Origin of the sequence: Pseudomonas sp. PKS (assembly GCF_051913525.1) — a bacterium.
In the GTDB taxonomy this organism is placed as follows: domain Bacteria; phylum Pseudomonadota; class Gammaproteobacteria; order Pseudomonadales; family Pseudomonadaceae; genus Aquipseudomonas; species Aquipseudomonas guariconensis_D.
This window is the reverse complement of record NZ_JBEGDO010000017.1, coordinates 87774-111355: the sequence shown is the minus strand read 5'-3', so window position 1 is coordinate 111355 and position 23582 is coordinate 87774. Positions and strand designations below refer to the sequence as shown.

The window sequence follows — 23582 nt, the reverse complement described above, 5'->3', positions numbered from 1 at the left end:
CTTCGGCTACCGCCGAAGGGCGCTGCGCGCCTGCCCCTCCAGACACCTCCACTCGGCCTTCTGAGGTCGCGATGGGTGGTGTCTGAACCATCACGCATCAAAGGCAACGGCAACGGCAACGGCAACGGCAACGGCAACGGCAAATAAGCTAATTCATTTGTTGTTTGTGCCGGCCTATTCGGCGCTCCGATTTACCCTCAATAGGCCCAAAAGCTCACCACAAAAACCACCGAATGAAACAACGCCAGCCCAGACGCCGCCCGTAACTTGCGCCCCATCAGCAGGCCGAGCGGAGGTGTCTGGAGGGGCTGGCGCGTAGCGCCCTTCGGCGGTAGCCGAAGACGCGAGATGGAGGCTGGCGCAGCCAGCCGGAGGCCGCGAAGCCCCGTAAGACACCACAGCGCAGGGGCCGTATGCGGGGGCGCAGCGGCTTTGGTTACTTTGGCCAAGACCAAAGTGACCCGCCGTAAGGGTGGAAAGGTGAATCAGCGTCGACAAATCAAACGGATAAGCCCACAAACCTCAAAACCAACAACCAACCAGCTCACCGCGGCTCCATGTGCGCAATCATCAACTGCACACTCTCATTCCCCCGAAACTCATTCACATCCAACTTGTACGCCAACTCCACCCACCGCACCGTCGGATTCGGCCAGACATCCCGATCGATGCCAAAGGCGATGCCATCGAGCTTGACCGAGCCGCACTCGCTCTTGAGCACCACCTTCAGATGCCGCTCGCCCACCACCCGTTGTTCGACCAGTTGGAACACACCATGGAACAGCGGCTCGGGAAAGTGCTGCCCCCAAGGCCCCGCATGACGTAGAGCGCGCGCCAGGTCCAGGTGGAACTCCTCGACCGCAAGGGTACCGTCAGACAGCAATCGCCCGGTCAGGTCCTCCTCCACCAGATGCCGACGAACCTCCTCATCGAAGGCCGTGGCAAACGCCTGGAAGTTTTCCACCGGCAATGACAGGCCAGCCGCCATGGCATGCCCGCCGAACTTGCTGATCAAGTGCGGCTGACGCGCCGCCACTGCGTCCAGCGCATCGCGGATATGAAACCCCGGTACCGACCGTGCAGAGCCTTTGAGCATGCCCTCGCCGACATCGGCGAAGGCGATGGTCGGGCGGTGATAGCGCTCTTTCATGCGCGAGGCGAGGATGCCGATCACACCCTGGTGCCAGTCGGCCTCGAACAGGCACAGGCCATAAGGCATGGATTCGACCGGCAGGTCCTTGAGCTGGGCCAGCGCTTCACGCTGCATGCCTTGCTCGATGGACTTGCGGTCCTGGTTCAGGCCATCCAGCGCTTGGGCCATCTCCAGCGCCGCGGCCGGATCGTCGCAGAGCAGGCATTCGATCCCCAGGCTCATATCGTCCAGGCGGCCAGCAGCGTTCAGGCGTGGGCCCAGGATGAAGCCCAGATCGGTGGAGGTGATGCGCCGATGATCGCGCCGAGCGACTTCGAGGATGGCCTTCAGGCCAGGGCGGGCGCGGCCGGCACGGATGCGCTCCAGGCCCTGGTGCACCAGGATGCGGTTGTTGGCGTCCAGCGGGACAACGTCAGCGACACTGCCCAGCGCCACCAGATCAAGCAGTTCACCGATGTTCGGTTGCGGCTGATGATCGTAGCGCCCCAGGGCGCGAAGGCGAGCACGCAGCGCCATGAGCACGTAGAAGATCACCCCCACACCGGCCAGCGCCTTGCTGGGGAAGTCGCACCCAGGCTGGTTCGGGTTGACGATGGCATCGGCATCGGGCAATTGCGCACCCGGCAGGTGATGGTCGGTCACCAATACCTTGAGCCCGGCAGCCTTGGCTGCCGCCACGCCCTCCACACTGGAGATACCGTTGTCCACCGTGATCAGCAGCTGTGGCTCTCCCTGCAAAGCCACTTCGACGATCTCAGGCGTCAGGCCATAGCCGTACTTGAAACGGTTGGGCACCAGGTAATCGACATGGGCCGCGCCCAGCAGGCGAAGCCCCAACACACCGACTGTACTGGCCGTGGCCCCGTCGGCATCGAAGTCGCCGACAATGACAATACGCTGGCGCTGATCCAGCGCCTCCAGCAACAGGTCCACCGCCGCGTCGATGCCCTTGAGCTGTTGATACGGCAGCAGGCGCGCCAGGCTCTTGTCCAGTTCGGCCTCGGACTGCACGCCACGGGCGGCGTACAGGCGGGTCAGCAAGGGGGGCAGGTTACCGAGGAACGGCAGGCTCGGTGGCAGGGGACGGGGTTCGATACGCATGAGGTCTTCGGCAGTCAGGTTGAGGACAGGTCAGCCACGCTCACCGAGCAGCCATTCCAGCTGCACTTCGTGCTGGCCACGGTCGTCGGTCACGAACACGGTGCCTTCACTGATCATGACGTCCCACTTGATCGAGCGGGGCATGTCGGTGGCCAGAATCTCCAACACGTCCTGGGGAACCGCGGCGATGCTGAGGTTCTTCAGGCCCTTGACCGCATCAACCACTTTGTTCTGCCATACCCGCAAGCTGCCGTAGGCCAGCAGGCTGGTACGCTCGGTGCGACGCGAGCACCAGGTCAGGCGCTCGGCGTCCGGTTGGCCGACTTCAATCCAGTGCAGGACACGGTCGTCCAGGCTCTTTTCCCACAGAGCTGCTTCATCCACGTCGGACAGACCACGGCCAAACGACAGGTTCTCGTTGTACCAGAGCGCGTAGGCCAACAGGCGTACAGCCATGCGTTCCTCGGTTTCCGACGGGTGACGGGCGATGGTCTGACGGACGTTCTCGTACACACCGCGGTCGAGGTCGGTCAGATTCAGTTCGAACTTATAAGTGGTGGACGGCTGGGCCATGAGCGGGGGCTTCTTGCGAAATAAAAGTCACACAGTCTAACCGATCCCACTCTTCGTTGTGCCGCGGCAGTACCTGAGGTCGACGACCTATGATAAAACCACGGGCTAAGCCCAGCTGCCACGGATGCCCCATGCCCACGCCAAGCAAACCCCTCGCCGGCCTGAAAGTGATCGAGCTCGGCACCCTGATCGCCGGCCCCTTCGCCTCGCGTATCTGCGCCGAGTTCGGTGCCGAGGTGATCAAGGTCGAGTCGCCCGACGGCGGCGACCCGCTGCGCAAGTGGCGCAAGCTGTACGAGGGCACTTCGCTGTGGTGGTTCGTCCAGGCGCGCAACAAGCAATCGCTGACGCTCAACCTCAAGCACCCCGAAGGCCGTGAAGTGCTCAAGCGCCTGCTGGCCGAGGCGGACATCCTGATCGAGAACTTCCGCCCCGGCGTGCTGGAAAAACTGGGGCTGGGCTGGGACGTGTTGCACGCACTCAACCCACGCCTGGTCATGGTGCGTCTGTCTGGCTTCGGCCAGACTGGGCCGATGAAGGACCAACCCGGCTTCGGCGCGGTAGGCGAGTCCATGGGCGGCCTGCGTTACATCACAGGCTTCGAGGACAGACCACCGGTACGCACGGGCATCTCCATCGGCGATTCGATCGCCGCCCTGTGGGGCGTGATCGGTGCGTTGATGGCCCTGCGCCACCGCGAGGTCAACGGGGGTCAGGGGCAAGTGGTGGACGTCGCGCTGTACGAGGCCATCTTCGCGATGATGGAAAGCATGGTGCCGGAGTTCGATGTGTTCGGCTTCATCCGCGAGCGCACCGGCAACATCATGCCCGGGATCACGCCCTCCTCCATCCACACCAGCGCCGACGGCAAGCATGTGCAGATCGGCGCCAATGGCGATGCCATCTTCAAGCGTTTCATGCAGGCCATTGGCCGCGACGATCTGGGCAATGACCCAAGCCTGGCCACCAACGACGGGCGTGACCTGCGTCGCGACGAGCTTTACGGCGTGATCGACCGCTGGGTCAACAACCTGCCGCTGGAAGAGGTCATGCGGGTCCTCACCCAGGCCGAGGTACCAGCCAGCCGCATCTATTCGGCCGAGGACATGTTCAGCGACCCGCAGTACCTGGCTCGCGAAATGTTCCTCCAGGCCAAATTGCCCGATGGCAAGCCGTTCAAGATGCCTGGCATCGTTCCCAAGCTTTCGGACACGCCAGGTTCCAGCGAGTGGGTCGGTCCAACCCTGGGCGAACACACCGAGTCAGTATTGACGCGCCTGGGCTACGACGCTGCAGCCATCGGTCGACTGCGCGAAACCGGTGCGGTCTGATCGCCGACCGATGCGCGGAATCGCCAGGCACCTGCTTGGGCTGCTGATTATCCTGTGCGCGATGCTGCCGGCCATGGGGCAGTCCAAGGAGCGCCTGATCTGGCTAGTGCGCGATCTGCCGCCTTTCACCATCTTCGAAGGCACGGCCAAAGGCCAGGGTGTCGTTGACAACCTGCTGCCGCGACTGATCGCGCAGATGCCTGAGTACGATCACAGTATCGTCAGGGTGAACCGTGCACGGGGCCTGCAGATGCTTCAGGAGCCCAGCTTTACTTGCGACCCGACGCTGCTATGGACGCCTGAGCGCGCCAAGTTCGTGCGCTTTTCCATCCCTTCGCTGGGGGTACTGAGCAGCGGATTGGTGATACGCAAGCAAGACCAGGCGGCCCTGGCCCCATTTCTCGACAACCAACAGGTCGACCTCGAACGCCTGCTGAGCCAGACTCGACTCAAGCTTGGCATCGTGGCTGAACGCAGCTACAGCGTTCAAATCGACGAAATCCTCCGACAGCTACCCGACACAGCCTTGAGTCGCCATTACGGCAACGACGCTACCGCCAATTTGCTACAGATGCAGCGCTTGGGCCGTCTGCAACTGGTATTGGGCTACTGGCCGGAAATCCGCTATTTGATCCAGGCTCAGGGCAACAACCCGAACGAATACGCCTTCCACCCGATCCAGGGCGTGAACCGCTATCAGTTTCTGCATGTGGGCTGCTCCGATACGCCTTTGGGACGAGAAGCCGTCCGTCATATCGACCAACTGCTGATTACCCTGCGTCGCGAGACACTGCCAGCATTCTATGCCCGCTGGCTGGCCCCTGCAGAGCACGAACAGTACCTGATCGACAGCCAGCACTTTTTCGACATCCAGGCAGACAGCGCCGAGGAGCACTGAGACTGCCTCGACTTGAGTTTAAAAAAAGAAACCCCGGGCGCAGGAAGGAGCACCCGGGGTCGAACGAAAGTCAGGGGACTTTCCGGAACAGTCTTCAGCACCGGAGCCAAGCGCTGTCGAACTGCTCTTGAGGATTCTGATGAAACCCTCAGGCAAAGGTTCCGGAAAATGCGCGCTGATGCTGCATGGCAGCGATTACACAGGGTTGCAAACGCCCTTCGGCGATTTGCAGGTCTCGGTGCAGGCCGTCGACCAAGTCAACCAGCAGGCGCTGGTCCTGTAGCTGACGCAGGCTGACCGAACGCCTGAGCGTCACGTCACCCTGCTGATCGATCAAGATCAGTTGACGGTTGCCGCTGGCGTCGGTTTCGCCGAGCAGGGCCTGGTAAGGGGTCAAGGCGTCATTGAGCAGTTTGCAGATTCTTTCCATCCGGCGTACTCGCTGTTCGTGGAACCTATCGGAACTGACTACCAGACGCCCTGCAAAGTTCGTTTATGCCGCGCCGGTATCAGTGAGCATGCGCGGGGTACATGACCGTTTGAATATGCCCCTCGCCCCCATGGTGGATACGCTCCAACGCCCGCTGCAACCTCGGCATCACCAACGGCCAGGACAGTTCACCGACAATTCGAACACCCTGGCGCCGAGCCTCCCGGGCCAGACCTTCGTCATGGTCGATCGGTTGTCCGACGAACAATAACGCACACGGTTGCTGCGCCTGCGCCACCTGCCGGAGCAGGGTTCGCCCGCAATGTATCGGCAAGCCGTGATCGAGGATCAACAGGTCGATGATGCCCCGCTGAGCCAGGCAATCTTTTGCCTCGGCCAGGTCCTGGGCCACGCGCACATTGAAGACGCCTTGGGCATTGCAGGCCTGATGCAGCGAGATATCGTGGGAAGGTCGTGCGTGAATCAGTACGTTGAGCCAATGCATGAACCGCTCCTGGAGTGGCACTACGCCCATGTGGACGGGCGAGCCACTCTAAAAGCCCCATACAGCGGCTGGAATAGGAAATTACTTAAGCTTCTGAAGAAAGATCTGACTCATCGTTTGGAGATGAGTAGGAAACCGTCCGGGGCCGCTGCGCGCCCCCGAACGGCTTGAACCTTAGAGCGGTTTACCACGGTTGCCGTGCTGGGCGACGAAAGCTTGGACAGCCTTCAGATCGTTGGCCAGGACCGTGCAACGCTCATCACGGCTGAACAGGTCGCTCAGGTGCGCTGGCAGTTCCAGGGCCTTGCCGACGCCTGCCTTTTCCACCGCTTCCGGGAACTTGACCGGATGCGCGGTGCCCAGGACGACCATCGGCGTATCCAGACTACGACGGCACTCACGGGCGGCCTTGACGCCGATCGCGGTGTGCGGGTCGAGCACTTCACCGGTGGTGGCGAATACCTCGGCGATGGTCTCGCAGGTTTGCTCGTCGGTCACGGCCAGCGAATCGAACAACTTGCGCGCTTCGGTCCAGCGGTCCTGTTCGACACTGAAGCCGCCGCCTTGCTTGAAGCGCTCCATCAGCTCGGCGATGGCAGCGCCGCTGCGACCGTGCAGATCGAACAGCAGGCGTTCGAAGTTGGAGGAGACCATGATGTCCATCGACGGCGACAGCGTCGGGTGCAGGGTGTCCTTGACGTACTGGTTGCCGCTCATGAAGCGGTGCAGGATGTCGTTGCGGTTGGTCGCCACGATCAGCTGGCTGATTGGCAGGCCCATGTTGCGTGCCAGATAGCCAGCGAAGATATCGCCGAAGTTACCGGTCGGTACCGAGAAGGCCACCGAGCGGGCCGGACCGCCCAACTGCAGCGCTGCATGGAAGTAGTAGACGATCTGGGCCATGATCCGCGCCCAGTTGATCGAGTTCACCGCCACCAGACGGGTGCCCTTGAGGAACGACTGGTCGGCGAAGCTGGCCTTGACCATCTCCTGGCAGTCGTCGAAGTTGCCTTCGATGGCGATGTTGTGGATGTTTTCGCCGAAGATGGTCGTCATCTGGCGGCGCTGCACTTCCGAGACACGCTGGTGCGGGTGCAGGATGAAAATGTCGACGTTGTCGCAGCGGCGGCAACCTTCGATGGCAGCGGAACCGGTGTCACCGCTGGTGGCCCCGATGATCACCACGCGCTCGCCGCGCTTGGCCAGGACGTGGTCGAGCAGGCGGCCGAGCAGTTGCAGGGCGAAGTCCTTGAACGCCAGGGTCGGGCCGTGGAACAGCTCCATCACCCACTCGTTGCCAGCCAGTTGGCGCAGCGGCGCCACGGCGGCATGGGCGAACTCACCGTAGGTTTCTTCGAGGATCTTCTTGAAGTCGGCGTCAGCGATGCTGCCGTCGACGAACGGGCGCATCACCCGGAAAGCCAGCTCGTGGTACGGCAGGCCAGCCCAGGAAGCGATCTCTTCCTGAGTGAAGCGTGGCAGGTTCTCCGGCACGTACAGACCGCCATCGCTGGCGAGGCCCGCCAGCAGGACGTCTTCGAAATTCAGGGCCGGTGCCTGGCCGCGGGTACTGATATAGCGCATGGGTGCAAACCTTTGGTTTAAGCGGCAAGATTTGAGTTGCAAGCTACGAGAAGAAGCCGACTGGCGCTGCTCTCGTGCTTTGCGTCTCACCCTTGCCGCGAATTTACTCTGTTCGAAGCCTCAACACCGCACTGCCTTCACTTGCAGCTTGCAGCTTGAAGCTTGCCGCTTAATTGAGCTGTTCGACGCGGATACGCACGACCTTGCCGACCACGTCCTGCAGAGCTTCCAGGGCCACGATGGCGTCGTTGATACGCTTTTCCACCACGCGGTGGGTCAGAAGGATCATCGGCACCAGGCCGTCCTGCTCCTCGGCTTCCTTCTGCATGATCGACTCGATGTTGATACCACGCTCGGAGAGGATGCTCGCCACCTGGGCCAGTACGCCCGGGTGGTCCTTGGCCTGGATACGCAGGTAGTAGGCGCTTTCACAGGCTTCGATCGGCAGGATCGGGTGAGCCGACAGCGAATCGGGCTGGAAGGCCAGATGTGGCACGCGGTTCTCGGGGTCGGAGGTCATGGCACGGACCACATCGACCAGGTCGGCGACCACCGAAGAGGCGGTCGGCTCCATGCCGGCGCCGGCGCCGTAGTACAGGGTGGAGCCGGCAGCATCACCATTGACCATGACAGCGTTCATCACACCGTTGACGTTGGCGATCAGACGATCATTGGGAATCAGGGTCGGATGGACGCGCAGCTCGATGCCAGCGTCAGTGCTGCGGGCCACGCCCAGGTGCTTGATGCGGTAACCCAGCGCCTCGGCGTAATTGACATCGGCGGTGGTCAGCTGGGTGATGCCTTCGGTGTAGGCCTTGTCGAACTGCAGCGGAATGCCGAAGGCAATGGAGGCCAGGATGGTCAGCTTGTGGGCAGCATCGATACCTTCGACATCGAAGGTCGGGTCGGCTTCGGCGTAGCCCAGGGCCTGGGCTTCGGCCAGTACGTCGGGGAAGGCACGGCCCTTGTCACGCATCTCGGTGAGGATGAAGTTGCCGGTGCCGTTGATGATGCCCGCCAGCCAGTTGATGCGGTTGGCAGACAGCCCTTCGCGGATCGCCTTGATCACCGGAATGCCGCCAGCCACGGCTGCTTCGAAGGCGACAATGACGCCCTTCTCGCGGGCCTTGGCAAAGATCTCATTGCCATGCACGGCAATCAGCGCCTTGTTGGCGGTGACCACGTGCTTGCCGTTCTCGATGGCCTTAAGGACCAGGTCGCGGGCGATGGTGTAGCCACCGATCAGCTCGATGACGATATCGATCTCGGGGTTGCTCGCGACTTCGAACACATCAGCGGTAATGGGGGTACCGGTAATCTGGCAGTTCGGGTTCTGCGAGCGCATGGCGATCTGTGCCACTTCAATACCGCGCCCGGCACGGCGGGCAATCTCCTCGGCGTTGCGCTGAAGTACATTGAAGGTTCCGCCACCGACGGTCCCCAACCCACAGATGCCTACTTTGACCGGTTTCACTGTGAACTCCCCATTGAACGGCCGGCACCTGCGCCGACCGTGAAACATGCCGCCTCCCCAGGGTGACGGCGCACTGATTGAATTACTTGGCAGCCTTGCCGTCGCTGGCCAGGGCCAGCTTGGCGACCTGCGGTGCCGGCTGATAGCCCGGAATCACCTGACCGCTCTGCAGGACGATCGCCGGCGTGCCATTGACACCGATCGACTGCCCCAGCTCGAACTGCTTGCTGACCGGGTTGGCGCACTTGGCGGCCTTGATTTCCTTGCCATCGATCATCTTGTCCAGCGCCGCGCGACGGTCACTGGAGCACCAGACTGCCTGCAACTGCTCGTCACCCGGCGAGCCGAGGCCCTGGCGCGGGAAGGCGACATAGCGCACCTCGATACCGCGGCGATTGAGCTCCGGCACTTCAGCATGCAGTTTGTGGCAATACGGGCAGGTGGTGTCGGTGAACACGGTGATATGCGACTTGGTCTCGCCCTTGGCAGGATAAACCACCATTTCGGCAGCTGGAATGCCGTTGATGAGCTTGGCGATGCCCTGGCGCTCGGTCTTCTCGGTGAGGTTGACTGGCTTGCCATCCTGGATCTGGTACAGGTACCCCTGCATCACGAACTGGCCATCGCCACTGGCATACAGGACACGACCACCTTGCAGCTTGACTTCATACAGGCCGTTGACCGGGCTGCTGGCGACGCTTTCGACCGGCACTTCCAGCGCAAGGGTCTTGAGGGTATTACGAATGGCCTGCTCGGCACCGGCGCTGGCATCGGTGGCCGCGGCGACGGCAAAAGTGCTGGCCAACGCCAAGGCGGCGGCGGCGAAAATCTGGGTCACGCGCATGGGGTACTCCTGAAGGCGGACGGGGCCGGAGGATGTCGATCCGCGGCAAAAACGCGGCGAGTGGACGGCCCTTGATGCAAACCGTCCAAGCCTACCACAACAGGCTGATGCTAAATGCCCCCTCAACCTCCATAGGTCGGAACATGAAAATCATTCATCCACGAGGATGGTGCTGGGCATGCAGCTGCTGCAACCGTGCCTTAGCGACATGGGTGTAGATCTGGGTGGTGGACAGGTCACTGTGGCCCAGCAACATCTGCACCACACGCAGGTCGGCCCCATGATTGAGCAGATGCGTGGCGAAGGCGTGGCGCAAGGTATGCGGCGACAGCGGTTTGTCGATGCCGGCAACCCGCGCCTGGTGCTTGATGCGGTGCCAGAAGGTCTGGCGGGTCATCTGCTCCCCGCGCTGGCTGGGGAACAGCACATCACTCGGGCGCCCGTTCAACAGGTCGTTGCGGCCGTCGCGCAGGTAGCGTTCGAGCCAGATCACCGCCTCTTCGCCCATCGGCACCAGGCGTTCCTTGCTGCCCTTGCCCATCACCCGCAGAACCCCCTGGCGCAGGTTGACCTGATCGAGGGTCAAACTGACCAGTTCGGTCACCCGCAAACCACAGGCATAGAGCACTTCAAGCATAGCCCGGTCGCGCTGGCCGATGGCTTCGGCCAGGTCCGGCGCCTGCAACAGGGCCTCGACATCGTCCTCCGACAGGGATTTGGGCAATGGTCGCCCCAATAGCGGCATTTCCACTTGCAGGGTCGGGTCGACGCCTACCAGCTTTTCTCGCAGCAGATAACGAAAGAAACCACGCAGACCAGAGAGAAAGCGCGCCGTGGAGCGCGGCTTGTAGCCTTCCTCCAGGCGCCAGGCCAGATGGTCCAGAATCAGGTCACGGCCAGCGTCAGGCAAAGCCACGCCGCGCTCCTGCAGCCAGCCGTTGAACAGCGCCAAGTCGCTGCGATAGGAGACGCGGGTATTGTCGGACAGGCCTTTTTCCAACCAGAGGGCATCAAGAAACTGGTCGATCAGGGGATGGTCGAGAGCGGGCATGAAAACTCGGTGGCAAACGGTGCAATGGCGCTTAGTCTTTCATAACAACGATGGCATAGGGAGCCCATATGAGCGAACAGCAGATTCTCCTGAGTTTCGGTGGCATCGGCGCGGCCGCCCTTGCCTGCCAATGGCTGGCCTGGCGCCTGAAACTGCCAGCGATACTCTTTCTGCTGCTATGTGGAATTCTGGCCGGCCCCGTGCTGGGCTGGCTATCGCCGCAGCAATTGTTCGGCCCGCTGCTGATGCCACTGGTGTCCCTGGCCGTAGCCCTGATCCTGTTCGAGGGCAGCCTGACCCTGCATTTGTCCCAATGGCGCGAGATCGGCAGCGTGGTGCATCGACTGGTGACGGTGGGCGCCTTGAGCACCTGGCTGGTGATCGCCCTCGCCACCCACTGGTTGCTGGGCTTCGAGTGGCCCCTGGCAATCCTCTTCGGCACCCTTACCTTGGTCACAGGCCCGACCGTGATCGTGCCAATGCTGCGAGTGGTGCGACCCAAGGCTGCAATCGCCAACATCCTGCGCTGGGAAGGGATCGTCATCGATCCGATCGGCGCCCTGCTGGCAGTGGTGGTCTACAGCTTCATCATCGCCCGAACCGACGGCGACGGGCTGAGTCAGAGCCTGGTGACCTTTGCTGGCGTGATCTTCTGCGGCAGTGCCCTGGGCGCCGCGGGTGGCTGGTTGCTGGGCCAGATCATGCGAGCGCAATGGCTGCCAGAGTACCTGCACAACCTGGCGTCGCTGGCGGCGGTGCTGGGCATCTTCATCGCGGCCAACCAGATCGTCCATGAGTCGGGACTGCTGGCTGTGACAGTCATGGGCATGTGGCTGGCCAACATGCCCGGCGTGGATGTACGGCAGATCCTGCACTTCAAGGAAAACCTCAGCGTGCTGTTGATCTCCGGGCTATTCATTCTGCTGGCCGCCCGCCTCGACCTGCATGCGCTGCTGGCACTGGGCCCGGCGGTACTGGCACTGCTGCTGGTCATCCAGTTGCTGGCCCGGCCACTCAATGTCTTGTTGTCTACCTGGGGCTCGAACCTGAACTGGCGCGAGCGCCTGCTGCTGGCCTGGATCGCGCCACGGGGCATTGTCGCCGCGGCCGTTTCGGCGATCTTCGCCATTCGCCTGGATGAAGCCGGCCACGAGGGGGCACTGTTGCTGGTCCCTTTGACCTTCGCGGTCATCATCGGCACTGTGGTATTGCAAAGCGCTACCGCAAGGCCGCTGGCGCGCCTGCTCAAGGTGGCCGAGCCTGCCCCCAGCGGCTTTCTCATCGTCGGCGCCAACCCGCCAGCCCGCACCATTGCAAAGGCCTTGCAGCAATTGGGCAGCCGGGTGTTGCTGACCGATTCGAGCTGGGAGAACATCCGCGCCGCGCGCATGGATGGGCTGCCGACCTACTTCGGCAACCCTGCGTCTCAGCACGCCGACGCCCACCTGGACCTGGTTGGCCTGGGCCATCTACTGGGCCTTTCGCCTGCCGGTGAACTCAACGCCCTGGCCTGCGCACGCTTTCGCCACGACTTTGGCCACAATCGATTGTTCGTATTGGCCAGTGGCCTGGAAAAGCAGCGCAGCGACAAGCACCGTGCCAGCGAGGAGCACCGCGGCCAACTGCTCGGTTCGAGCATGATGACCTATGGGCAACTGGCCAATCGCCTGCATCAAGGCGCCGAGTTGTACAGCACCCATCTGACCGACAGTTTCAACTGGCAGGACTACCAAGCGCTGCATGGCGAGCGCGCAACGTTGCTTTTCGCCCGTGACGGCAATGGCTGGGTCCATGTCGCCAGCCCGGACTCGCCCCTCAAGCCCCAGCCTGGCTGGACCCTGGTGGCACTGGTGGAGGCAGACCTGGAGGCGGCTACCAAGGTCGAGGCGCAGACCGTGAATCAGTGAGCGGGGAGCACAGGCACCGGCCGCTTGTCCTCGTCGATGGCGACGAAACTGAACACACCATGGATGGCCCGTTCGCGGCCATCCAGGTACATGTTCTCGACAAAGACATCCACCTGTACCTGCAGGCTGGTATTGCCGACCTTGATCACCGTCCCCACCAGCTCGACGATCGAGCCCGCGGGAATCGGGTGCTTGAAGTCGATGCGGTCGGTCGACACGGTCACCAGCGGCAAACGACAGAATCGCGTGGCGGCGATGAACGACACTTCGTCCATCCAGGCCAAAGCAGTGCCGCCGAACAGGGTGTTGTGGTGGTTGGTGGTGCTGGGGAAGACAGCCTTGGTCACGCGGGTCACCGACAGTTCGGTGCGGCGCTGGATTTCCTGGTCTCGAGGGGTGGTCATGAAGGGCTCTTGTCGCAAGGGCTTGAAAGCGATGTCGCCTGATTCGCGGGGAACCCCGCTTCCACAGGGTTGGCGCAATCGTGGTGGGAGCGGATTTACCCGCGAAGACGCGCACACCGCCAATACAGAAATTCAAAAAGCAAAAAAGCAGCCCGAAGGCTGCTTTTTTTCTCGCAAGGTGGCCGCTGGGGCCACCGGTCAAACGGCACTCAGGCCAGTTTTTCCTTGATGCGAGCGGCTTTGCCGGACAGGTCGCGCAGGTAGTACAGCTTGGCCTTACGCACGTCACCACGACGTTTCACGGACAGGCTGTCGATCTGCGGGCTGTAGGTCTGGAAGGTACGCTCTACGCCAACGCCGCTGGAGATCTTGCGCACGGTGAAGGCGCTGTTCAGACCGCGATTGCGCTTGGCGATAACGACACCTTCGAACGCCTGCAGACGGGAACGGTCACCTTCCTTCACTTTAACCTGGACGACAATGGTGTCGCCCGGTGCGAAGGCTGGGATTTCCTTGTTCATCTGCTCGGCTTCGAGCTGCTGGATGATCTTGTTGGTCATGCTGTGCTCCTAAGGCGGATAACTCGATCCACCATCGATACGTTAACTATCGTCCCGCTCGCGGAGATATTCCTCGAGCAGCTTCTTCTCTTCTCCAGAAAGCGAGCGACTTTCCAGAAGATCGGCGCGTCGTTCGAAGGTCCTACCAAGGGACTGCTTCAATCGCCAACGCCGGATGTGTGCATGGTTGCCACTAAGCAACACGTCGGGAACGCGCTGATCCGCATACACCTCCGGTCGGGTGTAGTGCGGGCAGTCGAGCAGACCGTCGGTGAAGGAATCTTCCTCCGCCGAGTCCACATGCCCTAAAGCTCCGGGCAGCAGTCGCGTAACCGCATCGATCAGTACCATGGCCGGCAGCTCGCCACCGGAAAGCACATAGTCACCAATCGACCACTCTTCATCGACATGAGCCTCGATAAAACGCTCGTCAATGCCTTCGTAACGACCGGCGATCAGGATCAACGATTCCTGTTGCGCCAAGTCTTTGACCGCCTGCTGAGTCAGCTTGCGGCCTTGTGGCGAGAGGTAGATCACCTTCGCCGATGCTCCGGTCGCTTGCCTGGCGCTGGCCAGGGCGTCTTCCAGAGGCTTGATCTTCATCACCATGCCCGGACCACCGCCAAACGGTCGATCATCCACCGTGTGGTGACGATCAGTGGTGTAGTCCCGCGGGTTCCAGCAGGTCACTTGCAGCAACCCCTGTTTCACCGCGCGGCTGGTAATGCCGTACTCCGTGATGGCCGAGAACATCTCGGGGAACAACGTGACGACGTCTACTCGAAGGTTACCCATCGCTTAGAAATCCGCGTCCCACTCGACCCGCATCACACCTGCTTCCAGGTCGACTGCCAGCACGCATTGCTCCGTATAGGGCAACAGTCGCTCGCGATCATCCAGGCTGCCTGCGCAAGGCTTGACCACCATTACATCGTTCGCACCGGTCTCCAACAGGTGATCGATCTTGCCGAACAGTTGTTCGTCCTGATTGATGACCTTCAGACCTACCAACTGGTACCAGTAGTACTCGTCAGCGGCCAGGTTGGGCAAAAGGCTCCGCGGAATGCAGATTTCATAACCGCTCAGAAGACGGGCTTCATCACGATCATCAAGGCCTTTCAGTTTCACGACCAGGCCCTTTTGGGAGCCACGACCGTTGACCAGCTCGACCTGTTTTACCTTGCCTTCGTGCCGAAGCGTCCAGCGCGGATAATCCAACAGGTTTTCAATCGGATCGGTAAAGGAATACACCTTCACCTCGCCGCGAACGCCGTGAACCGAAAAAATCTTGCCGACGACAATAAGGGCGTCAGCGTTTTCTGGCGTCGCGTTCATACTGCTCAGGCAGCGGCCTTGGCAGCGTCCTTCAGCAGCTGAGCAACGCGCTCAGACGGCTGTGCGCCCTGGCTCAGCCAGTAGTTGACGCGTTCCTGATTGACCGACAGCTTGACTTCAGCGCCGGAAGCAACCGGGTTGAAGAAGCCGACGCGCTCAACGAAACGGCCGTCACGGGCGTTACGGCTGTTGGTCACGGTCAGGTGATAGAAAGGGCGCTTCTTGGAGCCGCCACGGGCAAGACGGATGGTTACCATGTGAACATCGTTCCTATAGTCGGTGCTGCAAATCTGAATGCCCAAATGGGCACAGGGTGCCCAAAAGGCCGCATATTCTCGGGGAATACACGGACATTTGCAAATGCCTTTTTCGGCGCGGGGCTACCACACCGTTCAGATCTGCCGGTTAAGCCGCGAATTTCGCGACATCGTTCCCGCCGAAGCGGGATTTCGGGAGCGCTGCCTCATAGAAGGCAACCTCCCAGAATCGAATTAGAGCTTCGGCATGCCGCCACCTGGCAGCATCCCACCAAGGCCACGCATCATCTTGGCCATGCCGCCCTTGGCGGAAAATTTCTTCATCATCTTCTGCATCTGCTTGTGCTGCTTGATCAGCCGACCAACGTCCTGCACCTGGGTGCCGGAGCCGAGGGCGATGCGGCGCTTGCGCGAACCGCTGATGATTTCCGGGTCGCGACGCTCGGCAGGGGTCATGGAGTCGATGATCGCTTCCATCTGCTTGAACTGCTTCTCAGCCGCACCCTGGGCATTGCCCATTTGCGACAGGTTGACCCCACCGATGCTCGGCAGCTTGTCCATCAGGCCGCCCAGGCCGCCCATGTTCTTCATCTGCTGCAGTTGGTCGCGGAAGTCTTCGAGGTCGAAGCCCTTGCCCTTCTTGAGCTTCTTGGCGAGCTTGTCGGCCTTGGCCTTGTCGATGTTCTGCTCAGCCTGTTCGATCAGGCTGAGCACGTCACCCATGCCCAGGATGCGCGAGGCGATACGGTCAGGATGGAAGGGCTCGAGCGCTTCGGTCTTCTCGCCCATACCGATGAACTTGATCGGCTTGCCGGTGATGGCGCGAACCGAGAGGGCAGCACCCCCACGGGCGTCACCATCGACCTTGGTCAGCACCACACCGGTCAGCGGCAAGGCGTCGCCGAAAGCCTTGGCGGTGTTGGCGGCGTCCTGGCCGGTCATGGCGTCGACCACGAACAACGTCTCGACCGGCTTGACCGCAGCGTGCAGTGCCTTGATCTCGTCCATCATGTCGGCGTCGATGTGCAGACGACCGGCGGTGTCGACGATGACCACATCGATGTACTTGAGCTTGGCTTCGCGGATCGCCGCCTCGGCGATGGCCACAGGCTTCTGGCTGATGTCCGACGGGAAGAAGGTCACGCCGATGTCATTGGCCAGGGTTTCGAGCTGCTTGATCGCTGCCGGACGATAGACGTCGGCAGAGACCACCATCACGCTCTTTTTCTTGCGTTCTTTAAGGAAGCGCGCCAGCTTGCCGGCAGTGGTGGTCTTACCCGCACCTTGCAGACCGGCCATGAGCACCACGGCTGGTGGTGCGGCATTGAGCGCCAGGTCTTCGTTGGCCGCGCCCATCAGGCCTTCGAGCTCGGCCTGGACGATCTTCACGAACGCCTGGCCCGGGGTCAGGCTGCGCGACACTTCGGTGCCGACCGCACGCTCCTTGACGCTGTTGACGAAATCCTTGACCACCGGCAGGGCGACGTCGGCCTCGAGCAGGGCCATGCGCACTTCGCGCAGCGTGTCCTTGATGTTGTCTTCGGTCAGCTTGGCCTTGCCGGTGACATGGCGCAGCGTCTGTGACAGGCGGTCGGTCAGGTTTTCGAACATGGTGATCCTTTCAGGCCCTAATGAAGCCGAGGTTTTTCAGGCGCCCAGGTGAATATGCACACGCGCTGGGCACAGCAAGGCGGCGATTATAGCGAAGAGCGAGGGCGGCGCACACCTTGGTGCTGACCACTGGGGGCGAGTGGGCTTTTTCGCGGGCGAACCTGCTCTCACAAGGACCACCGCCAGCCCTGCGAGAACAGATTGACCCGCAAACAGGCCTGTGCAGGCAAGACACGACCGCTCCCCCGGGGCAGGACCCACTGCTCTGCAGTCTTCCTAGAGCGGCGGGATCTATGCCAAACTCCGTCCCTTTAGGGCTTGCCTACCAGGACTTATGCTCTCTTCCCCCAGCCTCATCCCCAACCTGCTCGCCGCCGGGTTCTACATCGCCGCCGCTCTCTACCAAGGCAGTCGCCTGGCCCAGGGCAGCCGCGCCGACAAACGGCTGCTCGGTCTGCTCGGTGCCCTTGCGGTCATTGCCCAGGGTAGCGCCCTGTTCTTCCAGCTGATCACCCCGCTGGGCCTTAGCCTCGACTTCTTCAGCGCCGCCAGTCTGATCGCCGTCGCGGTGATCGTGCTGACCTTGCTGGCCTGCCTGCGCATCCCGGTCGAAAACCTGCTGATGCTGCTGTTCCCGCTCGGCGCGGTGACCGCCCTGCTGGCCCAGTTCGCCCCGCCTGGCACCGTACCGCTGGTCAACGAGGAGCCTGGGATCCTGGCGCATATCCTGCTCTCGATCCTGGCCTATGGCTTGTTCACCATCGCCGTGTTCCAGGCCCTGCTCCTGCTGTTGCAGGACCACCAGCTCAAGCACAAGCATCCTTCCGGGCTGATCCGTAACTTCCCGCCCCTGCAAACCATGGAAAGCCTGTTGTTCGGCTTCCTCTGGGCCGGTTGGGGCCTGCTGTCGCTGTCGCTGGTGTCCGGCTGGCTGTTCCTGGACAACCTGTTCGCCCAGCACCTGGTGCACAAGACGCTGCTATCCTGTGTGGCCTGGGTGGTGTTCGGCCTTCTGCTGTGGGGACGCACCCGCCTGGGCTGGCGCGGCCACAAGGCGATCCGCTGGACCCTCGCCGGTTTCTGCCTGCTGATGCTGGCCTATTTCGGCAGCAAGCTGGTACGTGAATTCATCCTGCATATCTGACGACCGCCCATGGACACCCTGCCGTACGCTCCGCTATTCGGCACCCTGGCACTGGCGCTGCTCTGGTCGGCGCTGTTCACCGCCGTCGACGCGGCCCGCCAGCAATTGAACGGCCATCAGCGCCCCACTGACAGCGCCGAGCCCGCCCTGCCTGCCCAAGCCGTGGTGCTCTGCGCCAGCCTGGGCAAGTTGCTGGTGCTGGGCCTGGCCTGCCTGATCGGCCAACGCTACAACGGCGAACACGGCTTCTGGGTAGCGGGCCTGGCCGCCGGCATTGCGTTGCTGGTCTTGGCCGAGTACCTGCCAAGGCGCGCCGCCCGACGCAACCCGCACGCCTTCCTCAACCTCGGCACCCTGCTCAGATGGCCCCTGATCGCACTGCAACCCTTGGCGTGCGTGCTCGACGGTTGCGCCAAGCTGATCCTTCACCCATTGCGCGCGCAACCCGCCGCTGTGGCGTTACATCCACAGGAACATGACGATTTCGACGAGGCAGAGCCCTACGAAACGCCACGCCAAGGGCTGCTCGAAGGGCTGCAATCGTTGGACAAGATCACCGTCAACGACATCCTGGTGCCCCGCAACGAGGTGGACGGCATCAACCTGGACGACTCGCTCGAGCAGATCGCCGAACAACTGATCGTCAGCCGCCATACCCGCCTGCCGGTCTACCACAGCGATATCAACCAGGTCGAAGCCATCCTCAACACCAAGTTGATCAGCCATCTGCTACCCCATGGCGAGCTGACCCTCCAGGCGCTACGCGCCGCCTGCTACGAACCCTACTTCGTCCCCGAGAGTACCCCGCTGCAACGGCAACTGCTGAACTTCCACAAGCAGCAGAGACGCCTGGGCGTGGTGGTGGACGAGTACGGAGAGGTCCAGGGCATCGTCACCCTGGAGGACATCCTCGAGGAGATCGTCGGCGAGTTCGAGGATGAGCAATCGCTGGAAAACCCGCACGTCCACCCCCTGGCCGATGGCCGCTACGTAATCGAAGGCACCGCCTCGCTGCGCGAAATAAACCGCAGCCTGGGGTGGCACCTGCCCTGCGACGGCGGCCCGAAGACGCTCAACGGGCTGGTCACCGAGGCGCTGGAAAGCATTCCGGAAAGCGCCGTATGCCTGAAGATCGGCCGCTATCGCCTGGAAATCCTCGAAACAGAGGACAATTGCGCCAGCAAGGTACTGGTGTGGACCGTGACCCGATAGCTATACTCCGGTCACGCTTACCCAGCCCTGCCGTCCCGCCTGCTACCCGCTTCCGGCATCACACGGCCGGTGCGCTCCACTGACACGCCCCGCGGTCCTGCTTCGACACCCAGAACAGCCCGCTCCCGTCCCTACCCTTGGGCTCTCGTCGGTCGAGCGACTCACACTATGACGCTCCGGCGCCCGCACGCCCATGCCTGCCTGGCAGGGAGCGGCCCGCCCATAGGGAGCAATGACTGTCAGGGACCTACACGATGACTATCAGCAGTACCTGCGCCGACGCCTCGGCAGCCCCCGTCAATTCCCCCGCCCGCGTGGCAACCGCCAGCTTCATCGGCACCGCCATCGAGTTCTACGACTTCTACGTCTATGCCACCGCCGCCGCGCTGGTGATCGGCCCGGTGTTCTTCCCGTCGGGTTCGGGCACTGCGCAGATGCTCGCGGCGTTTCTGACCTTCGGCATCGCCTTCCTCGCCCGCCCACTGGGTTCGGCACTGTTCGGCCACTTCGGCGACCGTATCGGCCGCAAATCCACCTTGGTCGCCTCATTGCTGCTGATGGGTGTGTCGACCACCCTGATCGGGGTCCTTCCGGGTTATGACAGCATCGGCGTCTGGGCGCCGATCATCCTTTGCCTGCTGCGCTTTGGCCAGGGCCTGGGCCTGGGCGGCGAATGGGGCGGGGCTGCACTGTTGGCCACCGAAAACGCCCCTGAAGGCAAGCGCGCCTGGTTCGGCATGTTCCCGCAGCTTGGCCCTTCCATCGGTTTTCTGGCGGCCAATGGGTTGTTCCTGACCCTGGCGCTGGTACTCAGCGACGAGCAATTCCGTGACTGGGGCTGGCGCATTCCGTTCCTGCTCAGTGCTGCACTGGTGATCGTCGGCCTGTACGTGCGCCTGAAGCTTGAGGAGAGCCCGGTGTTCGCCAAGGCCGTGGCACGCCACGAGCGGGTGAAGCTGCCGGTGGTCGACCTGTTCGCCAAGTACTGGCTGCCCACCTTGCTGGGCGCTGCGGCAATGGTGGTGTGCTACGCGCTGTTCTATATCTCCACGGTGTTCTCCCTGAGCTACGGGGTCTCGACCCTGGGCTACAGTCGCGAGAGCTTCCTGGGCATGCTGTGCTTTGCCGTGTTGTTCATGGCGCTGGCCACACCGCTGTCGGCCTGGCTGAGCGATCGCTATGGGCGCAAGCCGGTACTGATCGTCGGCGGCCTGATGGCGGTAGCTTCGGGATTCACCATGGAGCCACTGCTGACCTCGGGCTCGACCACCGGTGTCGCGCTGTTCCTGGCCATCGAGCTGTTCCTGATGGGCGTGACCTTCGCACCGATGGGGGCATTGCTGCCTGAGCTGTTCCCGACCCACGTGCGCTACACCGGCGCCTCGGCAGCCTACAACCTCGGCGGCATCGTCGGCGCCTCAGCGGCACCGTTCTTTGCCCAGCAGTTGGTGAGCATGGGGGGATTGAGCTGGGTGGGTGGCTATGTGTCGGTGGCCGCGGTGATCAGCCTGATCGCCGTCTTGTGCCTGAAAGAGACACGCAATACGGAGCTGTAAGTGGCGAGCTACAAGCGGCAAGAAAAAGCAATCCGCGCAGGCTTTGGCTTTTTCATGCCGCTTGGAGCTTGGAGCTTAAAATTCGACCGTGACCGCCTGGGAAGCGCGGGTCGCCTTGGCCCGCGCCGCTTCGATCGACTCGTCCCGCGCCAGGCATACGCCCATGCGACGCTGGCCGTTGATTTCCGGCTTGCCGAACAGGCGGATGGCGGTGTCGGGCTCGCTCAGGGCCGCGCCCAGGTTGGCGAAGGTGGTCTGCTGTGACTGGCCTTCAGGCAAGATTACCGCCGAGGCCGACGGACCGAACTGACGCACCACCGGGATCGGCAGGCCCAGGATCGCACGAGCATGCAAGGCGAATTGCGACAGGTCCTGGGAAATCAGGGTCACCAGCCCGGTATCGTGGGGGCGCGGAGAGACTTCGCTGAACCACACCTGATCGCCCTTGACGAACAGCTCCACGCCGAACAAACCACGACCGCCCAAGGCGTCGGTGACCGCCTGGGCCACACGCTGGGACTCGGCCAAGGCCTTCGGGCTCATGGCCTGTGGTTGCCAGGATTCCTGATAGTCGCCCTTCTCCTGACGATGACCGACCGGCGCGAGGAAGGTGGTGCCGCCCACATGACGCACGGTCAACAGGGTGATTTCGTATTCGAAATCGATGAAGCCTTCGATGATCACCCGGCCTTTGCCGGCGCGGCCGCCTTCCTGGGCATAGTCCCAGGCCTTCTGCAGGTCGGCGTCGCTGCGCAGCAGGCTTTGCCCCTTGCCCGAGGAACTCATCACCGGCTTGACCACGCAGGGGTAGCCCAGGTCAGCGACGGCCTTGGCGTAGTCTTCGAAGGTATCGGCGAAATGGTACGGCGAGGTCGGCAGGTCCAGTTCTTCGGCGGCCAGCCGGCGGATGCCCTCACGGTTCATGGTCAGCTGGGTGGCACGGGCGGAGGGGACGACATTGAAGCCTTCGTTCTCCAGCTCGACCAGGGTCGCGGTGGCGATGGCTTCGATCTCTGGGACGATGTAGTGCGGCTTTTCAGCTTCGATCACCGCACGCAGGGCAACGCCATCGAGCATGTTGATGACGTGGCTGCGGTGCGCCACCTGCATGGCGGGGGCATTGGCGTAGCGGTCCACGGCGATGACTTCGACACCCAGGCGCTGCAGCTCGATCACCACTTCCTTGCCCAACTCGCCGCAGCCACACAGCAGTACACGGGTCGCGGTGGGCGACAATGGGGTTCCGATACGGGTCATTTCAGGTCCTCGAAGGCGTCCGGGGCCGCGCCGGGTTGGCTGCCGCCCGCTGAAAAAGGACCGATATTCTACACCCGGCGAGTCGTTCCGGGGCCGCTGCGCAACCCCGATCTCATCACCCTGCGACGACCTCGCGCCGGGCGCGCCAGGCCATGGCCAGCCACACGGCAGTGACGCCGGCGAACTTGGACGCCAGAGCCGTGCCGATCACTGCCGGGGTCAGGGCGCCGATCATGCCGAAGAAGATGAAGGTGTCCACCGGAATGCTCAGGGCCGAGCTGAGCCACAGACGGTCACGTAGCGGCCGACGGGTGATGCTGAACACCAGCCAGTCGATCAGCTCGGAGACGAAGAACGCGGTCGCACTGGCCAGGGCGATGGCAGGTTCCGAGGTGACATAGGACAGCACCAACGCCGCCAGCATGGCCAATAACGCGCCATGACCATAGCGGGTCTGCACCATGTCGCGCAGGATGAACACCAGCCCACCCCAGGCGGACCAGATCACATCCAGATGCGGGGCACTGGAAAAGGCGTAGTTGATCAGCACTACGCTACTGATATAGGCAATGAGATAGAACATGGGATCACACGTTGGGCAAGCGGCACAGAATACTTGATTTTGGAGTCAACTACAGCCCCGACCCGATGATCAAGCCTGACGCCACCGCCCGCTCATGGCACAGCATCAGTACCTGACGGCGCTCGTCGTTGCTCATGCGCGACCAGCGAGTGATCTCGCTCACCGTGCGCTGGCAGCCGACGCAGATGTCCTGCTCGTCCAGCGCACAGACGTTGACGCACGGCGAGGCGACCGGGCGTTCGGCGTTCTGCATGTCAGTCATCCTGGGGCGCCAGCTCGCGCGCGTAGCGCTCGGCATTGTGGACATAGTGTGCGGCGCTGGCTTCAAGCATGCGCTTCTGCACCTCGGTCAGCTCGCGCACCACCTTGCCTGGCGAACCCATGACCAGCGAGCCGTCCGGAATTTCCTTGCCCTCCGGAATCAGTGCGTTGGCGCCGATGATGCAATGCTTGCCGATGCGCGCACCGTTGAGAATCACCGCATTGATACCGATCAGGCTGTGATCGCCCACCGTGCAGCCGTGGAGCATCGCGTTATGACCGACGGTCACGCCCTTGCCGATGGTCAGCGGCGAGCCCATGTCGGTGTGCATCACCGTGCCATCCTGGACGTTGCTGCCTTCACCGATGTCGATCAGCTCGTTGTCGCCGCGCAGCACCGCGCCGAACCAGACACTGGCCCCGGCCTGCAGGCGCACCTTGCCGATCAAGGTGGCATTGGGGGCGGCCCAACTGGTGGGATGGGTTTCGACCCGCAGGTCGCCCAGGCGGTATTTCATGTCTTGCTCCTCACGGTTGAAGGCAGATGGCGG

24 protein-coding genes are annotated in these 23582 nt (G+C 62.4%); 6 read left to right on the top strand and 18 right to left on the bottom strand.

Annotated elements, in window-relative coordinates; genetic code table 11:
- Window positions 1-544: 544 nt before the first annotated feature.
- Together recJ and ABOA88_RS17470 are read right to left on the bottom strand one after the other, a co-directional pair.
- Entirely contained in the window at window positions 545-2254 is a 1710-nt protein-coding gene (gene recJ / locus ABOA88_RS17475) for a single-stranded-DNA-specific exonuclease RecJ (protein WP_196167639.1), read from the bottom strand.
- Between the two features lie 30 nt (window positions 2255-2284).
- Window positions 2285-2827, bottom strand: coding sequence for a YaeQ family protein (locus tag ABOA88_RS17470; RefSeq protein ID WP_043212483.1), 543 nt, complete (start codon window positions 2825-2827; stop codon window positions 2285-2287).
- A gap of 131 nt (window positions 2828-2958) precedes the next feature.
- Here ABOA88_RS17470 and ABOA88_RS17465 point away from each other — a divergent pair, with 131 nt between their 5' ends.
- Both ABOA88_RS17465 and ABOA88_RS17460 read left to right on the top strand, forming a co-directional pair.
- On the top strand, window positions 2959-4158 hold the full coding sequence (locus ABOA88_RS17465) for a CaiB/BaiF CoA transferase family protein (protein ID WP_196167640.1): 1200 nt from the start codon (window positions 2959-2961) through the stop codon (window positions 4156-4158).
- A gap of 10 nt (window positions 4159-4168) precedes the next feature.
- The gene (locus ABOA88_RS17460) at window positions 4169-5056 is read left to right on the top strand and encodes a TIGR02285 family protein (protein WP_367851449.1); all 888 of its coding nucleotides are present in this window, start codon (window positions 4169-4171) and stop codon (window positions 5054-5056) included.
- Window positions 5057-5204: 148 nt separating this feature from the next.
- Here the strand turns inward: ABOA88_RS17460 and ABOA88_RS17455 are convergent, their stop codons facing one another.
- From ABOA88_RS17455 to xerD, 6 genes are all read right to left on the bottom strand, one after another.
- Window positions 5205-5486, bottom strand: a complete 282-nt coding sequence (locus ABOA88_RS17455) for a DUF3509 domain-containing protein (RefSeq protein ID WP_196167642.1) — start codon at window positions 5484-5486, stop codon at window positions 5205-5207.
- Between the two features lie 79 nt (window positions 5487-5565).
- Window positions 5566-5991 carry a histidine kinase gene (locus tag ABOA88_RS17450; protein WP_196167643.1) on the bottom strand — a complete coding sequence of 142 codons (426 nt, stop codon included), beginning with the start codon at window positions 5989-5991 and terminating at the stop codon, window positions 5566-5568.
- A gap of 174 nt (window positions 5992-6165) precedes the next feature.
- On the bottom strand, window positions 6166-7575 hold the full coding sequence (gene thrC, locus ABOA88_RS17445) for a threonine synthase (RefSeq protein WP_196167644.1): 1410 nt from the start codon (window positions 7573-7575) through the stop codon (window positions 6166-6168).
- Window positions 7576-7744: 169 nt separating this feature from the next.
- Entirely contained in the window at window positions 7745-9049 is a 1305-nt protein-coding gene (locus tag ABOA88_RS17440) for a homoserine dehydrogenase (RefSeq protein ID WP_043212471.1), read from the bottom strand.
- 82 nt (window positions 9050-9131) lie between these two features.
- Window positions 9132-9893: a DsbC family protein gene (locus ABOA88_RS17435; RefSeq protein ID WP_043212468.1), complete on the bottom strand. Its 762-nt coding sequence runs from the start codon at window positions 9891-9893 to the stop codon at window positions 9132-9134.
- A 154-nt stretch (window positions 9894-10047) separates the two neighbouring features.
- The gene (xerD, locus tag ABOA88_RS17430; protein ID WP_043212466.1) at window positions 10048-10944 is read right to left on the bottom strand and encodes a site-specific tyrosine recombinase XerD; all 897 of its coding nucleotides are present in this window, start codon (window positions 10942-10944) and stop codon (window positions 10048-10050) included.
- Window positions 10945-11012: 68 nt separating this feature from the next.
- Here xerD and ABOA88_RS17425 point away from each other — a divergent pair, with 68 nt between their 5' ends.
- Window positions 11013-12851 carry a cation:proton antiporter gene (locus ABOA88_RS17425; protein WP_196167645.1) on the top strand — a complete coding sequence of 613 codons (1839 nt, stop codon included), beginning with the start codon at window positions 11013-11015 and terminating at the stop codon, window positions 12849-12851.
- Here ABOA88_RS17425 and ABOA88_RS17420 read toward each other — a convergent pair.
- From ABOA88_RS17420 to ffh, 6 genes are all read right to left on the bottom strand, one after another.
- The gene (locus tag ABOA88_RS17420) at window positions 12845-13255 is read right to left on the bottom strand and encodes an acyl-CoA thioesterase (protein WP_070094672.1); all 411 of its coding nucleotides are present in this window, start codon (window positions 13253-13255) and stop codon (window positions 12845-12847) included. The genes ABOA88_RS17425 and ABOA88_RS17420 overlap by 7 nt on opposite strands.
- A 209-nt stretch (window positions 13256-13464) precedes the next feature.
- Entirely contained in the window at window positions 13465-13815 is a 351-nt protein-coding gene (rplS, locus tag ABOA88_RS17415) for a 50S ribosomal protein L19 (RefSeq protein ID WP_196162828.1), read from the bottom strand.
- Between the two features lie 42 nt (window positions 13816-13857).
- Window positions 13858-14610, bottom strand: a complete 753-nt coding sequence (gene trmD, locus ABOA88_RS17410) for a tRNA (guanosine(37)-N1)-methyltransferase TrmD (protein ID WP_196167646.1) — start codon at window positions 14608-14610, stop codon at window positions 13858-13860.
- Between the two features lie 3 nt (window positions 14611-14613).
- A complete protein-coding gene (rimM, locus tag ABOA88_RS17405) occupies window positions 14614-15150 on the bottom strand; it encodes a ribosome maturation factor RimM (protein ID WP_070574704.1) in 537 nt (178 codons plus the stop codon).
- A gap of 5 nt (window positions 15151-15155) precedes the next feature.
- A complete protein-coding gene (gene rpsP / locus ABOA88_RS17400; protein ID WP_043212455.1) occupies window positions 15156-15407 on the bottom strand; it encodes a 30S ribosomal protein S16 in 252 nt (83 codons plus the stop codon).
- Between the two features lie 234 nt (window positions 15408-15641).
- Window positions 15642-17018, bottom strand: a complete 1377-nt coding sequence (ffh, locus tag ABOA88_RS17395) for a signal recognition particle protein (protein ID WP_043212452.1) — start codon at window positions 17016-17018, stop codon at window positions 15642-15644.
- 334 nt (window positions 17019-17352) lie between these two features.
- Between ffh and ABOA88_RS17390 the strand changes: the two genes are divergently transcribed.
- From ABOA88_RS17390 to ABOA88_RS17380, 3 genes are all read left to right on the top strand, one after another.
- A complete protein-coding gene (locus tag ABOA88_RS17390) occupies window positions 17353-18162 on the top strand; it encodes a cytochrome C assembly family protein (protein ID WP_196167647.1) in 810 nt (269 codons plus the stop codon).
- A gap of 9 nt (window positions 18163-18171) precedes the next feature.
- Window positions 18172-19374, top strand: a complete 1203-nt coding sequence (locus ABOA88_RS17385) for a transporter associated domain-containing protein (protein ID WP_367851450.1) — start codon at window positions 18172-18174, stop codon at window positions 19372-19374.
- Between the two features lie 254 nt (window positions 19375-19628).
- Window positions 19629-20930, top strand: coding sequence for an MFS transporter (locus tag ABOA88_RS17380; protein ID WP_196167649.1), 1302 nt, complete (start codon window positions 19629-19631; stop codon window positions 20928-20930).
- 75 nt (window positions 20931-21005) lie between these two features.
- Here the strand turns inward: ABOA88_RS17380 and purT are convergent, their stop codons facing one another.
- From purT to ABOA88_RS17360, 4 genes are all read right to left on the bottom strand, one after another.
- Window positions 21006-22187 (bottom strand): formate-dependent phosphoribosylglycinamide formyltransferase, encoded by a 1182-nt coding sequence (gene purT, locus ABOA88_RS17375; protein WP_367851451.1) that lies wholly within the window; start codon window positions 22185-22187, stop codon window positions 21006-21008.
- A gap of 115 nt (window positions 22188-22302) precedes the next feature.
- Window positions 22303-22770, bottom strand: coding sequence for a VUT family protein (locus ABOA88_RS17370; protein ID WP_043212443.1), 468 nt, complete (start codon window positions 22768-22770; stop codon window positions 22303-22305).
- Window positions 22771-22819: 49 nt separating this feature from the next.
- Entirely contained in the window at window positions 22820-23023 is a 204-nt protein-coding gene (locus ABOA88_RS17365) for a DUF1289 domain-containing protein (RefSeq protein ID WP_367851452.1), read from the bottom strand.
- 1 nt (window position 23024) lies between these two features.
- Window positions 23025-23549, bottom strand: a complete 525-nt coding sequence (locus ABOA88_RS17360) for a gamma carbonic anhydrase family protein (RefSeq protein WP_367851453.1) — start codon at window positions 23547-23549, stop codon at window positions 23025-23027.
- Between the last annotated feature and the right edge of the window lie 33 nt (window positions 23550-23582).

Bases quoted from the DNA above. Each gene is read 5' to 3' on its own strand.
- recJ (WP_196167639.1), bottom strand. From the start codon at position 2,254: ATGCGTATCGAACCCCGTCCCCTGCCACCGAGCCTGCCGTTCCTCGGT.
- ABOA88_RS17470 (WP_043212483.1), bottom strand. From the start codon at position 2,827: ATGGCCCAGCCGTCCACCACTTATAAGTTCGAACTGAATCTGACCGAC.
- ABOA88_RS17465 (WP_196167640.1), top strand. From the start codon at position 2,959: ATGCCCACGCCAAGCAAACCCCTCGCCGGCCTGAAAGTGATCGAGCTC.
- ABOA88_RS17460 (WP_367851449.1), top strand. From the start codon at position 4,169: ATGCGCGGAATCGCCAGGCACCTGCTTGGGCTGCTGATTATCCTGTGC.
- ABOA88_RS17455 (WP_196167642.1), bottom strand. From the start codon at position 5,486: ATGGAAAGAATCTGCAAACTGCTCAATGACGCCTTGACCCCTTACCAG.
- ABOA88_RS17450 (WP_196167643.1), bottom strand. From the start codon at position 5,991: ATGCATTGGCTCAACGTACTGATTCACGCACGACCTTCCCACGATATC.
- thrC (WP_196167644.1), bottom strand. From the start codon at position 7,575: ATGCGCTATATCAGTACCCGCGGCCAGGCACCGGCCCTGAATTTCGAA.
- ABOA88_RS17435 (WP_043212468.1), bottom strand. From the start codon at position 9,893: ATGCGCGTGACCCAGATTTTCGCCGCCGCCGCCTTGGCGTTGGCCAGC.
- xerD (WP_043212466.1), bottom strand. From the start codon at position 10,944: ATGCCCGCTCTCGACCATCCCCTGATCGACCAGTTTCTTGATGCCCTC.
- ABOA88_RS17425 (WP_196167645.1), top strand. From the start codon at position 11,013: ATGAGCGAACAGCAGATTCTCCTGAGTTTCGGTGGCATCGGCGCGGCC.
- ABOA88_RS17420 (WP_070094672.1), bottom strand. From the start codon at position 13,255: ATGACCACCCCTCGAGACCAGGAAATCCAGCGCCGCACCGAACTGTCG.
- rplS (WP_196162828.1), bottom strand. From the start codon at position 13,815: ATGACCAACAAGATCATCCAGCAGCTCGAAGCCGAGCAGATGAACAAG.
- trmD (WP_196167646.1), bottom strand. From the start codon at position 14,610: ATGGGTAACCTTCGAGTAGACGTCGTCACGTTGTTCCCCGAGATGTTC.
- rimM (WP_070574704.1), bottom strand. From the start codon at position 15,150: ATGAACGCGACGCCAGAAAACGCTGACGCCCTTATTGTCGTCGGCAAG.
- rpsP (WP_043212455.1), bottom strand. From the start codon at position 15,407: ATGGTAACCATCCGTCTTGCCCGTGGCGGCTCCAAGAAGCGCCCTTTC.
- ffh (WP_043212452.1), bottom strand. From the start codon at position 17,018: ATGTTCGAAAACCTGACCGACCGCCTGTCACAGACGCTGCGCCATGTC.
- ABOA88_RS17390 (WP_196167647.1), top strand. From the start codon at position 17,353: ATGCTCTCTTCCCCCAGCCTCATCCCCAACCTGCTCGCCGCCGGGTTC.
- ABOA88_RS17385 (WP_367851450.1), top strand. From the start codon at position 18,172: ATGGACACCCTGCCGTACGCTCCGCTATTCGGCACCCTGGCACTGGCG.
- ABOA88_RS17380 (WP_196167649.1), top strand. From the start codon at position 19,629: ATGACTATCAGCAGTACCTGCGCCGACGCCTCGGCAGCCCCCGTCAAT.
- purT (WP_367851451.1), bottom strand. From the start codon at position 22,187: ATGACCCGTATCGGAACCCCATTGTCGCCCACCGCGACCCGTGTACTG.
- ABOA88_RS17370 (WP_043212443.1), bottom strand. From the start codon at position 22,770: ATGTTCTATCTCATTGCCTATATCAGTAGCGTAGTGCTGATCAACTAC.
- ABOA88_RS17365 (WP_367851452.1), bottom strand. From the start codon at position 23,023: ATGCAGAACGCCGAACGCCCGGTCGCCTCGCCGTGCGTCAACGTCTGT.
- ABOA88_RS17360 (WP_367851453.1), bottom strand. From the start codon at position 23,549: ATGAAATACCGCCTGGGCGACCTGCGGGTCGAAACCCATCCCACCAGT.